Annotated in this window: 11 protein-coding genes; 4 read left to right on the top strand and 7 right to left on the bottom strand. The window is 39.6% G+C overall.

Annotated features, from left to right (window positions below):
• Positions 1-677: 677 nt before the first annotated feature.
• A complete protein-coding gene (locus ACHUFV_RS25460; RefSeq protein ID WP_394239163.1) occupies positions 678-1,025 on the top strand; it encodes an Asp23/Gls24 family envelope stress response protein in 348 nt (115 codons plus the stop codon).
• 271 nt (positions 1,026-1,296) lie between these two features.
• Positions 1,297-1,521, top strand: a complete 225-nt coding sequence (locus tag ACHUFV_RS25455; RefSeq protein ID WP_394239161.1) for a hypothetical protein — start codon at positions 1,297-1,299, stop codon at positions 1,519-1,521.
• A 94-nt stretch (positions 1,522-1,615) separates the two neighbouring features.
• On the opposite strand, the gene ACHUFV_RS25450 is transcribed toward ACHUFV_RS25455, so the two are convergent.
• Entirely contained in the window at positions 1,616-2,095 is a 480-nt protein-coding gene (locus ACHUFV_RS25450; protein WP_394239159.1) for a KdsC family phosphatase, read from the bottom strand.
• A gap of 43 nt (positions 2,096-2,138) precedes the next feature.
• The gene (locus ACHUFV_RS25445) at positions 2,139-3,161 is read right to left on the bottom strand and encodes a hypothetical protein (protein WP_394239157.1); all 1,023 of its coding nucleotides are present in this window, start codon (positions 3,159-3,161) and stop codon (positions 2,139-2,141) included.
• A gap of 133 nt (positions 3,162-3,294) precedes the next feature.
• On the opposite strand from ACHUFV_RS25445, the gene ACHUFV_RS25440 reads away from it, so the two are divergent.
• Positions 3,295-3,492 (top strand): hypothetical protein, encoded by a 198-nt coding sequence (locus tag ACHUFV_RS25440; protein ID WP_394239155.1) that lies wholly within the window; start codon positions 3,295-3,297, stop codon positions 3,490-3,492.
• Between the two features lie 255 nt (positions 3,493-3,747).
• Here ACHUFV_RS25440 and ACHUFV_RS25435 read toward each other — a convergent pair whose 3' ends face one another.
• The 4 genes from ACHUFV_RS25435 to ACHUFV_RS25420 are packed head-to-tail and all read right to left on the bottom strand — an operon-like array spanning position 3,748 to position 11,797.
• Positions 3,748-5,031: a TIGR02679 family protein gene (locus ACHUFV_RS25435; RefSeq protein ID WP_394239153.1), complete on the bottom strand. Its 1,284-nt coding sequence runs from the start codon at positions 5,029-5,031 to the stop codon at positions 3,748-3,750.
• Complete coding sequence (locus tag ACHUFV_RS25430) at positions 5,021-9,136, bottom strand: TIGR02680 family protein (RefSeq protein ID WP_394239151.1); 4,116 nt, start codon at positions 9,134-9,136, stop codon at positions 5,021-5,023. Before ACHUFV_RS25430 ends, ACHUFV_RS25435 begins: the two co-directional genes overlap by 11 nt.
• A complete protein-coding gene (locus ACHUFV_RS25425; RefSeq protein ID WP_394239149.1) occupies positions 9,126-10,298 on the bottom strand; it encodes a TIGR02678 family protein in 1,173 nt (390 codons plus the stop codon). The genes ACHUFV_RS25430 and ACHUFV_RS25425 overlap by 11 nt, the downstream gene beginning before the upstream one ends.
• Entirely contained in the window at positions 10,295-11,797 is a 1,503-nt protein-coding gene (locus ACHUFV_RS25420; protein ID WP_394239147.1) for a TIGR02677 family protein, read from the bottom strand. The genes ACHUFV_RS25425 and ACHUFV_RS25420 overlap by 4 nt, the downstream gene beginning before the upstream one ends.
• A 217-nt stretch (positions 11,798-12,014) precedes the next feature.
• Here ACHUFV_RS25420 and ACHUFV_RS25415 point away from each other — a divergent pair, with 217 nt between their 5' ends.
• Positions 12,015-12,326: a hypothetical protein gene (locus ACHUFV_RS25415; protein ID WP_394239145.1), complete on the top strand. Its 312-nt coding sequence runs from the start codon at positions 12,015-12,017 to the stop codon at positions 12,324-12,326.
• Between the two features lie 298 nt (positions 12,327-12,624).
• Here ACHUFV_RS25415 and ACHUFV_RS25410 read toward each other — a convergent pair whose 3' ends face one another.
• The gene (locus ACHUFV_RS25410; protein ID WP_394239143.1) at positions 12,625-13,533 is read right to left on the bottom strand and encodes an acyl-ACP desaturase; all 909 of its coding nucleotides are present in this window, start codon (positions 13,531-13,533) and stop codon (positions 12,625-12,627) included.
• Positions 13,534-13,742: the final 209 nt, after the last annotated feature.

The raw sequence follows: 13,742 nt of genomic DNA, 5'->3' as shown, positions 1-13,742 counted from the left end.
ATGGGCCGCTTGATTCCCTTTTGCCTTTTGAATTCAGCTCCACGGGCATCAGATGGGCCGCTTGATTTCCTTTTGCCTTTTGAATACAGCTCCACGGGCATCAGATGGGCGGATTGATTCCCTTTTGCCTTTTGAATTCGGCTCCACGGGCATCAGATGGGCCGCTTGATTCCCTTTTGCCTTTTGAATTCAGCTCCATGGGCATCAGATGGGCCGCTTGATCTCCTTTTGCCTTTTGAATACAGCTCCACGGGCATCAGATAGGCGGCTTGATTCCCTTTTGCCTTTTGAATTCAGCTCCACGGGCATAAGATAGGCGCCAGGCGGGTCCTTGGTCCAGAATAACGATGAGTAGAGGTTAGCCAAGACACTCCCGAAGTGAGAACCGTCTCTGCTGAGCATTAATAAAGAAGCAATAGTTGAAGCACCGGAGCCGATGCTTTGTCATCACAAAAAGGAAGTTGAGAATCCCACTGTTTTCCGATCCAGGGAACCCTTCACTGCGGCCCATTGATGAAAAAGAAACCAGAATTGAAATGGATAGGCAAAACTGCGGTTATTAAACAATAAATAGTACTACTGAACTTTCAGAAATCTTTCCCTTTAGTAGCAGAATCGCCAGTTTTATTTTGATATAATAAATGACAATGATGTTGCACAGGAGTTGGAGTTGAGGGATGAGAAATATTGCAGCAATGATCTTATTTATTTCGGTTATTGGATCTGTTATTCTGTTTTTTGTTTCAATCTGTAATTATTTAATAGCCTTTAAAGCCTCAGGAGCGCACCTTATGGATGCCTACATAAACAATCCCTATGTCGGTTACTGGATAAACCTGTTGGCTATTTTCATTATTTTAGCTGTTATCTGTTTTCTTTTCCTTTTATTCACAAGGCGAAAAGTAGTAAATGACGGTATGTATGTTTATGAAAATCATGCACCTCGAGGAAATGGTAATAATGCGGTAGTGGACGAATATGTAACAGTACGGATTAAAAAGGATGAATTGTCCAGGTTACAATAAGTATGTGGGAATTGTGGGGATGGTCCGAACTACTGAGAATAGTAAAATGAATCTAAATTGCGTAGGATATAACCTGAATCCAATTGGTACGACAAGCCCTATTATGTATCTCAAGATATTTGTCAGAACATGCCATCCCGCTTTTCTTTTTTCTAAATTCCCTAAGGTCACAGCAGTCGCACCATAACAAAAGCACAGAATGTTCCCGTCTACAGAAAAGTCTGTTATTATTACTATAAGTATACGTATTCCAATATATGGAGGGGCTGTTATGACGGGAACGATTGCTGTTATTATGGTATTTGGAATTCCAATCACCGCTATTATTACCACCCATTTACAAAAGCAGATGAAAATAAAAGCTGGTATGGTAAAGGATCAAGTAGAATTGGAAAAACTTAAACATGAAAACTATCTCATTGAAACGGAGAAAATGAAGCTTGAGTTAGAGAAAATGATGTTGAATAGTCCAAAGGATGAGGAAAAATTCATGTAACTAGGACTCGATTTAGGTGAAATGCGGGACGTTCTACTATCTAACAATGAATAGCCTCAACAGATAATCCGTCCCCGCTTTTCCTTAAATTTTTTCACTTACCTTTTTTATTATTTTCAAGTAACAAATACTCTATGAATTCCCTTACTGCGCCCTCTCCACCGTTTCTTTTACAGACAAAATCCGCCATTTCAATAACAGAATCTGCTGCATCTGCTGGGCACCCTACCAATCCACATAGCTTCATGGATTCGATATCATTCTCATCATCTCCAATATAGGCGAGCTCTTGAAGGCCATATTTATACCTATCAGCTATTTGTCTTAGTACCGGAACCTTATCTTTTATCCCTTGATGGACCTCTGTTATTCCTAGCTCCTTTGCTCTTTGTTCAACTATTCCTGATTCACGACCCGTAATAATCACCGGAACAATATATTGAGTCTGAGCTTTAACAATTCCTAACCCATCTTTTACGTTAAAAGCTTTCATCAATTCCCCTTGTGAACCGATATAGATTTTACCATCCGTAAGTGTTCCATCGACATCTAAAATAAGCATTTTTATATTCATAGCATATCCCCATATTTATAATTTCACTGAACCTTTAAGCACTCTACTGCTTCCTAATTTTTTTCACAATAAACATAATCAATAAAACTAGCAATGACACGCCAAAGGAAAGAATAGAAATGCCTGCCCATAACTCAGAAAATGGGTATTTCTGTTTTCCTATCAGTTTTCCAATGACCTGATAAATAGTCAAAAGGATAAAAGAACCAGCGAACGAAATGACCCAAACTTTTACGGATCTCTTTCTCCATAAAGACCTAAGAGACAGTGGTTGTTTTATAGACTGTTTTTTCTTTTTTGATGAAGCTCTGGGTTCGATAATAAAAGATGTGAATCGTATTTTACAGTACAATAGCAAGAAAAACTCAGGGTAGGCTAATCCAATCCCCAATTGTATGATAATGCATAATATCAGGAAAAAAAGTACAGAAAACACTCCTGTAGAGTGCCTTGCGATAGCGCCGCTAATCATGGTGATGCCAAAAACAAGCGATGTTCTAAAATACAGCTTAGAATTTTGAAAATCATATAGCAGTTTTCCACCTTTTCGAAACTGGCCTTCTCTTGCTCTTTTAACCCCTCGAATCGTTGATATAAACGTAAACAATAGTCCAAATACAATAATCCCAACCAAAGTAGTTGTAAAAGTTTCCGGAAGCACACGGTCCACGGAGATTAAATAAATGACTGCATAGAAATCAACAGATACCTTCAATACCCAAAAATTTAAGATAAACACTTGTATTCTTTGAAATTTGTAAGCTACTTTAGGAATCAAAAATAACAGAGAAAATAGCAACTGAAACCAAAAGGATGTACGTAAAATCGGCAGCAGATTGTTTAGTCCATCATGAAATTGCAGGAACATATCAGTTGAAGCGATTTGATACATCAGTAAAGGAATCCCTGCCATCGCTAATGTCGTAATTAACATCCACAATGAGATCGCCATCGGCTCTAATCGACCGTAAGCAATCCATTTGAGTTCAATAAAATCTGATTCATTACAGTTTTTTAGCATATTCAACACACTACCTTCTAGAAGACCTGCTGCACTTAAAGCCATTCTTATCTTACTACAATCATTGTTATATTTGTACTATTCGAAATATCTCTATTGTTTTGGCGAAAATAACTGAAAAACTCCGTAGTTATCGCAATATTGTATAATAAATTTATTATTTTAAGGAGCACTAATGATGAGAAAAAAGAAAAAGAAAAAGGTTGATTACGGCTCTATGGGATTTCATTGCAAGCATTGTAATTATTCATTTGAAGTTGATTGGGAAACGCTCTGGGACATCCAAGAATGTACACATGGATATGTAGGATTCAATTTAAACGACACCTTTATTAGTTGTCCGAGATGCGGTGAAATATGCGAATATGAAGAATAGGGCTGAACCACGTGTACTGGTTCCTCGGCCCAAAAGAACAACAGGTATTGCATCCGTGCCCGTAATGTACGAGTTGGATTGGACGAGAATTCTCTTCAGAAAAAATAAGGAAAGCCCTGTGAGAGATTAGATTCTCCACGGGACTTTCCTTATTTGTTTTTATTAAAATCTTCACTTTTTTCAATTAGAAACCGAGCCACGGACCCCGTCCCCCTGGATCTTCTCCTTTAAATCAAAGAAGCCCCTCTCCCAAGTTTATTCAAGTTCTCTCCTAATATCGCTGATTAAGCTTGAAATTAGCGCTTCCTGATAGCCTGCTTTTTTTGTTTTTTTCATAAGCTTGATTAGCGCGGTCCATTCAGGAGTTGAAATACGGTCCAATTTTCCTAACCTGTCCGATATATCCATATTCGATAGGCTTGTTTCATATGCCTCTATGTCCATTCTCCATAGAATGGTGTGATTCTTATATCTTCTCTGCATACGGTCAGCTATTAAGACTCCTTCTGGATCGATATCACCAGAGTAGAAAAGTGTACAGTTCGAATGTACAAGTCTATCTAACAGTTCCCAGCTAGCGGCTCGCAGCTGGCCATGCGTACAAATAAGAGGTGCTTCAGGAATAGCATCCATGATAGTTGAACAAACACTGGAATTCTCTACAATCCATACTTTCTCCCCGATAGCTGGCCAAATTCGATCCACTTTTGCCAACTCCTTTATCGGCACATTGAGAACCGTTTTTGTTTCAACAGCAGACTGCCAAACCGGGTGCTCCTCATTCCCTTTCGAGGCCAGTAATCCTTGGCAGGTGACGAAGTTCCAAAGATCATCACGCAAGAGGCCATACTCATTCAGCAGTTCATTTAATTCCTCCATTGATTTCGGTATCGCAGCTTCTGTGTTCCCTTTTCGAACCTGGTCCACATACATACAATGAAGCAGTAATTTTTCCGTTGCTTCATTGTGGTCAAAATAATGCGGATTTCCCGTTATACGCTGCGCAAAGAAAGGAAGCCGTTCAAATTCCCCTTCATTCGGGAGCGAATGAAAAGCCTTTAAGGTTACTGTCACTTTTTCAAAAAGATCCCACTTATTTTCCTGATAATAAGTCCAGAACCACCTTGTATCGGCGCTTTTCTTCCGGATCCAATCCAGCCACCATTCACCGTCTGGAATAGCCTGAAGAAGAGATTCAATGAAGGAATCCTCTTCTGTTTGCCTCCGTCCGACCTCTTCTTTTTTTGACAAAATAGTTTCCCCAAGCACTTCTTCTAACAATTGAAAAAGTGAGTAATCAGAAAAGCCTGTATGTGTTAATTCCTTTTCAAATTCAAGTAAGGAAATACTTCCCTTTTGCAACAGTTTGTCTGAATGCTGACCGAGGAACCCGGCAATCGACTCTACTTCTATCTGGCTAAAAGATTTCAAGCTGACAGTCCCGCCAATCCTCCCAAGTGAACGGTACTTTTCCTTAAACTGGGTAAACAACTTAAGAAATCCAGGCTCTGTTCTAAACAATTGTATCTTAGGATTCATTTAACACCAGTTCCTCCTGTTGTTCCCAATCATCCAGGACTAGCGATTTTTGCCTGCCATCCCACTCGTAGCTAATTACGGTAACAAAATCAGCATTCTTTGGACGGACTAATTCCGCAATAGAAAGACTAGAAACGGTATCGTAATCACCCCAAAGAGCTTGTGAATTCATAATATAATTGAAGCCAAGCTGTTCGACGACCTCAAACATGTCACGAATATTATTTTCATCAACTCCAGCAAAGGCCTCATCAAGAGATATAATGAACGGTGCCATTTCTCCAGCTTCTTTATAACGCGAATAGGCCGCAGTAAATAGAGGAATGTACATGGCCATCGCCTTTTCTCCACCACTGAACTTAAAGAAAGCATTATTCGTTAATTCCCGTTTTGGCTCATTGACCCTGCTGAAGGAAAGGACAAAACTAAACCATTTTCGATAATCGAGTACTTCCCTTAGCACCTGGTGAAGGGTGTTCCCTTCATTTCGTAATTGAATTAGTTCTTTTGCTTTGGCTATCCTGGATTGGAAATGCTTCGTAATGCGTTCTAAATTCTCGTCACTTAAAAATTTACTGTTGCGCTGCAGCAGGTGAACAAGTTCATTTGTATCAAGCTCCTGTTCCGATTCCGCTGTCAAAGGCTTCCATGCAATCGAGAAAATTAAGCCTGACGAGTTATCACGTTCAGCCATGATTTTATCCATTTCCTTGACCCAGCTCTGTGCCCGCTGAATGCGATTTCGAAGTATATTTCCAACTGTATTGAGAATAATATCTTCATAAAGCTGACGATCCTGTTCATCGAGCCAGCCTTTTTGCTCCTCCAGTTCTTTTTGTAAGCAAGAGGATACATAATAAGGACTTACTCTTTGCCCTTGATATTCCATTTGAATCAAGCGTCTTCCCTTCAATTGCTGCCACTCATTAATAAACGGAACATAATGATCGCCGATTACGTCTCGAAACCATTCAGGTGTATCGATATCTTCCGTAAATTCAAACAAGCGGTATTCAGTTAAATACATTTGCTCATTGTAAAAGGCTTTAGTTAATTGCTCCAATAGCTTGGAACGATCATATTTGGTCAAGACATCCTCATATTGTGCTACTATAGCTGACGCTTCTTGTCCATCCACTTGACAGAAACCGCGATGTATTTCCTTCTCCACCATGTGAGCCCATTCATTTCTCATATTTCCCCAGAAGACAAGTTCATTCTTGTAGTCGGCAAGTCTTTCTGAACATCGATTTTGTTCAGCTGCTTTTTCTGGTAGAGTCTCTTTAATCTTATCTAATTGCTCATCGGCTTCTTTCAGTTGCCGTTGTACTTCTTGAATACGGTCTCTTATTTCATCGATTCCTTTTAACTGAAGCTGCTTTTGAATCGATTCAATTTCTGCCTTGATTTGTGTCAATCGAGTGTTTTTACTATTCTGTTCGCCCTTTAGGCTATCCAATTCTTCTTCACTTTCGTCAATCCTTAGTCCAATCAGCTTTAATTGCTTCCTATTAGAATAGACATAAACGGAAACAGTCTTAAACTCATGCAGAAAATCTACATAGCTTCCGGCAGAAGTTAATGCTTTATCAATTTCATCTTTTGATAAAACGATATTCAACTGTTTTCCTTGCTCACGAAGATCTCTTTTGATCCCATTTAATATGTCATATGCCTGCTTCCATTCTTCATCAATCCTTCGCAGCAATTCTTGTTCGCTTCTTAACGTCTGTATTTTCATTATGATTTGTTCATGCAACTCAAATAAATCACGATCATCGGGAAGTTCATTTTTCCATGTGTCAATTTGATGAAGTTCGTCTTCTAAGGTTTTTAATGATGTATTGATTCCTTCCAGCTCGGTTTGCAGATTGATAAGCTTTTCTGTCCAAAGCTGAACCTGCTCACGTTGATGCCGTTTTCGTGAGGTACGGCCAATGAATTTAGCACTCCCCTCCATCGGTGCATGACCCTTTAGACAGCCTATCGAATACGTACCGTCCACATCCACATAAAACCCGCTAGCATCACTTTCTAGCGGAATACTGCGCAGCACTTCATCGACTAATCCATTCGAAATTGGACTGTCATCGTCCAAATCGGGGACTAAATAGTCTGCTAACGTAAACCCGAGAAGTTGTGGCTCCGTTCTTATTACGGCATCTTGTTCCGGCGAAATATCCTTATCCATGATCAAACTGTCTAGGATTCCTGTTTTTTTCAGCGCTGATTCGATCCGTTCTTTTTGCTCATCTGTTACATGCTCCCTAAACTCTATCGCTGCATAAAACGGCAGGTATGCCTGACCGTCTTCCGTCAGCTTGGAACGAAATCCTACGGTTCCTTCCGCCCTGTCAGGTTCAATCATCTTTTGCGTTTTGAGTCGATTAAGCTCCGCTTCTGTTTCCTGAATTTCTGCAAGCTTTCTATTCCGATGGTCTTTCGTACCGACGACCTTTGTTTTAACTTCCGCCTCATAGGCATGTATGGCGGTAAACAGCTTATCACGCACTTCTTCAAATCGGCTCCGATTATAAAGTCCCTGCAGCGTTCGGGCAATGACCTGACGTACATCACCGGAATAGTTCAGTTTTGGATGCTGTTCCATCCATTGAAAAACGAGACTTTCGAGCTCCTGATGCTGTTCGTCAAACCACTGTTGAAGATGGTCTAATTCCTTTTGATGCACATCAACGATTCTCCTCTTATCAGAAGACAGTCGCTGCAGACGATGATAATCCTGTTCTACCCGTTCCGCCTCATATGCAAGCTTTTGTAGCGAGCCCAGTACTATTTGATGATCCTTGGCCTCCTTTAACCAAACGGTAAAATCAAATGAACCGGTTTGCGACCTTTCGTAATCCTCAACATTTACATCATGCTGATGAAATGCAGCCTCATCGGCATCGATGGCTAATTCTTCAAGCAGCTCTATTGCCTTTTTTTCATAGCGCGATAACTCTGATTCCGCATCCTCTTTTTCCTTCCATAAGGTGTACAGCTTTTTATTTTTATCTTCCCACTTGTTTTCAAGTTGGTATATTTCATTCTTAAGTGAGGAAGCCTGTTCCAGTTTTTCCGTTTTATTTTTTTCTAATGACCAAACTTCGTGGCCTTGTAAAGAATCCTTCTCACGCTCAGCTAAATGTTTTTGGCTTTGATACTTTTCTTTCGCCATTGATAGTTGTTCAATGTCTTGGGTATATTGTTCGAACTGATTTGTAAACTCTTCGACCTTTTTTTCAGCCTTGTTTCTTTTATCCTCTGCTAGTTTCCACTGGTGTGCCCGTTCTGCTAAAATGAATCGATTATAGCTGTCGTAAACGGCTTCAAGCCTTTGGATAGACTCATACTCTCTTTCCAATTGCTCCAACTGCTGCTGAGTCTGATCCAAGTTTTCAATTGTTTCGGAAAGATGACGCAGTTCATCATCCGTTAACGGCGGCAGTGCCGATTCTAAAATTTCATAGATAACAGTTGGTTTAAAGTCCTTCGAAAGTTTCGGGCTTCTCAATTGGATTAATAGTTTAATCAAGTCCTCATAAGCTTCAATGGATTGAAAACCAAACACATACTTATTGACTAAATCCATGTATTCGCGCTGCGAATGAACGAGGTAACCACCACCTGCAATTCTGTTTTCAAGTTCTTTTGCAGAAAACGGGACTTTGTCTTCCCCATACATTTGAGAAAGATGAAAGTCAATGCCGATTCGGCGATTATCTGTTATGAGAAAGTACCACGTTTTAATGCTCTTATGGCGCTTCGCCTGCATACCGATTCCTGTTGTGATGTACTGCTCTGTACCCTCTTTTTTATATTCAATAAATAAATAGCCGGTACGCTCATCGCGGTCGACTACTTCCTTTTCTCCCAGCAAGTAATCTTCCATTCTTCTTGCTTTGGAACCAAAAGGATCAAGGCGGTCAGGAGACTTTTTTCCATCGAGTAACACAGGAAGAAAACTCTGCATGGTGACCGATTTTCCAGAACCATTCGATCCGCGGAGCAGTAGCTTCCCCTCTCGAAAATGGAAGATTTCTTCGTCATAATACCAAAAGTTTAGCAGACCGGCCCTGTTCATGACCCACCTGTTATTCTTCATTTGCTTTTCCTCCTTCAAAATCAGCTGGAAACTGTCCGGCCAATACCCCTAATAGAGGTTTTATCTTGATCAATGAACTCTCTTCATCCACTTCTGCCATCATCCAGTCTTTCATCACATCAATTAGTTCCTCTCTAACAGCATTTGTTGATTTTTCACGAAAATATTTGGACCAGCCTTTCTCAAAGTTTTGGCGAAGATCTTCCATAACATCATTCATTTCTCCTTCCGTCATGATGATCTCGCCACTTTCCTTTGGGTGAAAACAATCAAGATGGTCATGCAAATACTTTGAGAATTGAAGCATAATATCCGTTGCTGCTTTAGAATTAGGGTATACTTGCTGGTACTGTTTAGGATTATCCACTGATAAGAAGGCAGTATTTTTATAGAGATGCAATTTATAATCACTGTGATTTTCGATATCCTCTGACAAACGGTTACGGAAGTTCCGGATATACAAGAAATCTGGATCTTGGCTGTCTATCCGATGTAAACCAGGTGAAAAGAACAATTTTCGATAGACTCTTTTACGGCGTTCATCCTCTTGATTCAGTTTCCAATCCTCTTTGAGCAGTTCACTCCAATGCTGAAAGCTGGAAAAATCATCGGGAAAGGAGCGCATGAAATAGCGGCTGTATACCGTTGCCTCATACAATACTTCCTGTTCTTCATTATGATCAAAACGACCGATGTCTCCATCAATAACTCGGATTAATTGAAAATCCATAAGGAGCTTTACAGCACGGATAAGGGATTTACGATGGATATAAAGGGTCCAATCAAGCGGGTATACTCCCGGGTAAAAGGCTTGTATCTCCTGGCTCATTTCGGATAGCAGAAACTGTTCATCAACAGATTTCCCTTCTAAAAAGGAGAGAGCACAGCAAAAAATGGCATAATCCATCGGTTCCTGAAATTCCTTAATCCCCATCCACCGCTCCGGTTCTACGGGTATTTTTTCAAGCTTAATAAAATGCTGATGGAAAATCAGCCTCAGACCAAATTTTTCTGTAATATAGCGGCGAAGAACCTTCTCTCGTTCCCGTATCAACTGATACCATTCAGGATGCTCCGTCCTTAGAATCCAATAATGATTAAATAATAGGTCAAGCCCTTGGATTGCCTTTTCATCAAACGGAAGATTTTGCTCTATCTTCATTGTTGTCCTTCACCTGCCTCATCAAATTCAAACCAAACATCCGGCATTTTTAAGAGTCCATCATCAGATTCAAGCAAAATCATTTTCTCAGGCTTGATGGTAACTTTTACAATCATGCCATAATCCGTTTTAACTTTATTCTCTTTGCTAGCCATTGATTTTCCAATCCAGCTTAACAACACCTTACGAATAAAAGGCTCAACTTTTCCAACAGTTGACAGCTTGATATTTCCTTCTGTCATATATTGAACGATAAGGGCCCTCTCCCTTCTAAGTTCTTCTAAATATTGTTCTCTTTGCCTTTGTTTCCTTTCCTTATTCGAAGTCATAGCCCCCGGTTTTGTTTTTTCCCGATAGCGATTCGTTCTTGGCTTCAACGTAAGTAATATAGGGTCCTCTTCCCATGTATCAGCATGTAAAATATCGGTCGTACCCTCTTCTAATTGCAGATGTTGAATGTTCATGGCTCCAAACACAACAGAAGAAAGCTTATGTGATTCTTCGATAGTGGAACATTCCGTAAACCAATTGGCTAAATGAAGATAATCATTTTTTCGACTGCGAAAATGCTGCTGCCTCTCTCCAATTCGCTGTACATACCTTGTCATTCTGCGGATCATTTCGTTTGTCTGCCATTGCAGCATATCCAATTCACTTTGCTGAGCACCTGAGCCTAAAAACCACTGTCTTAGAGAAGCCCAGTATTCCTCATAATCTATTTTCCATTCATTCACAGATGAACTGACGTCCTCTAATCTTGGAATGGATTGACGATGTTCAATTAACTTTTGTATAAATAACCCAAGCTTCTCCGATGTCATGTCCTGCAAGTGCTCGCGGATTTGCAGCGATGTCTTTTGCAGCGAGACAATAAAATCTCGTAAATACGCTGTGAATTGATTTTTATAGACTAGAAATGCTTCCGTTTGCATCCGCTGATCTGTCTTCTCACTATTAATATAGGCAATATAGTCAGCCGTGCTCGTCCGGATGGTTTGAAAGTAGAGAAAGACATCTTCCCATATTCGCATATATTCTTCCGGTTTTTTCGGTAAGTGATTCTCTATTTCTTTCTGTAATATAGTCAAGGCCTGTAACAAGCGATCAAATTGTGACCGTTCTAATGAACCTTGAAAGGTGTCACCGACTTTTTTCTCTAATACAACTAGCATTCTTTCAATTTCAATTGTATAGGGTGTAGATTGATAGCGAAAACGCTTTTTCTTATACTCTTCTATCGTTTTAGCATTTGTCATATCCTGGCGGGCAATTAAATTATTCCATTTCACTAGCTGCGCTAGTTGTTGATGCAACTGTTCTTCCTGATAATCTGAAAAGGTCGGAATAGATTGCATGTATTCCAATATTTCCTCAGGTCCAATAAAATCTCTCATTCTTTCATGCTGGTGATAAAAATACCTTAATATCGTCCTATACTGCGCTGCCGAGTCAGCGGTTAAATAACTTGCTTCAACCACTTTTTTCATGGTAACATCCACTGTCATCATCCTTGCCGTAATCTTTATATTATTATTGTATAGAAAACGGTTTAAAAGGGGAATTGTTACAATTTGGGAGTACGACGCTTTTGATGGACAAGTGCAACAATCATATATGTCATCGAATCTTACATTAAATTTTATGTAAGATTTAATGTATAATTTTACTAATAAGAATTATAATATATGGAAGGGGTGGAAAAAGGTGGTGGTTATAATGGATAAACCAGCTTTTACTATCGATCAAATGATTAAATCCTCTGACCTAGTAAGAAATTTTAGTGAAATCCGGAAAAAGGCAAAGGATAAGCCTTACTTTATTACTGAAAATGGGAGCCTTGAAACTGTTTTATTGAGCTATGATAAATACGAAGAATTATATCAAACATTTCTGCTTATTAAACAAATGGAAGAGCGCATCGAAGAATTAGAAAAGCAAGTAACAGATTACCGAATGGAGAGATCTGAAAAAAGTCCAGATCAGTTAATAGACTGGCGCACTATCCGGAGTACTGCTAGTAAAGACTGATGAAGCTGCTTTGCGAAGATAGAAAGAACCACGGGGACGGGTAGCGCGGTCCGGCCCGTAATGATCATGCTCGTTTAGACGAGAGTTCCATATAGAAAAAATAAAGGAAAGCCCTGCGAGAAGTTAGAATCTCAACAGGGCTTTCCTTATGAGTTATTATAACGCTGGGACGGTTCTATGTTTAATCGTGAAACGCAATATCCATTCTCATTCACAGGGTTCACTGGTGTCACGATTCAAATAATTATGAAGCGTGAGCACCTTCCTCCCACCTGGGCTTTTATATTTTTAGCATTTGTTATTCAACTGGGATCTTTTTCATATTTTTAGCTAAGCGGTCCCTTACTTTTTTCAATCGATCACGATAAGATAGTATATCTACTCGAGCCTTTTCAGCTTCAGGGGCAATTGGCCTTAAATTTTCCAACTCCCAGTACTCAACGATAACATCTAATACTTGGTCAAAATACTCAAGGGGACCATAATTCGCTTCTTTTGCAATCGTATTCATTCTGTCTTCAAAGTCAGGCATTACGGTTCCAGGCATTTGAAAGTTTTTAATCACATGACCCAGGTAATAGCAATAATTTGGTTCTAGTTGCAAATGGAATTTTACTACGTCTCGATAGAATGCATAGTGTAAAATTTCATCTTTAGCAAGCCTTCTTAATAGATCAGATAAATCCTTGTCATGTGAACCAGCCACTTTGGCTACGTTGTTATAAAATACCATTGTCGCCAGTTCTTGAAGTGTTGTATAGACCATTGTTTCAAATGGGATATGAAAATCAGGTGACCACCCACCCTCAACCGTTTGTTTGTGAAGTTCGTGTAATCGTTTAGGGTCTACGTTCCGGGTAATAAGCAAATAATTTTCAAGTAGATTAGAATGTTGATCCTCTTCTGCTGTCCAAGTATGAACAAAGTCAGTGATGACGGATAAACTCCCTTTAAATGTTTGTTCCAAGTGAGACGTAAACCAAGGCAAATTAACTTCAGTAAGCAAAGCTGTTTCAACAGCGGTAATGATGCCGCTTGGGAGAGTGACTTGACTCTTATCCCAGGGTAATCTTCTAAAATCTTGAGCTTTATCCCATGGCAAGAACTCGTAATAACCCCAATCTATTTTTGCAGAGCGAACTTTGTGCTCTTCATATAATTCTTTCATTTTAGCTTCTAATCGAAAATCCAAGTGGTTAGTTAGCAAATTTATATCTCCTTTATTCTGAATATATTCTTTATTATATCTATTTTATATTGAAAACGCTCTAATCTCTTTCTATACAAAATTTCCCACAACCCACAGGGACAGGTACTGCGGTCCGGCCCATAATAAAAGAGTTGGGTTGGACGAGAGTTCCCCTTACAGAAAAAAGGAAAGCTCTGTGAGATGTTGCATCTCAACAGGGCCTTCCT

Origin of the sequence: Niallia oryzisoli (assembly GCF_043641075.1) — a bacterium.
In the GTDB taxonomy this organism is placed as follows: Bacteria; Bacillota; Bacilli; order Bacillales; family Cytobacillaceae; genus Bacillus_BD; species Bacillus_BD oryzisoli_A.
The sequence above is the reverse complement of the archived record's forward strand: the minus strand, read 5'-3'. Positions and strand labels throughout refer to the sequence as shown.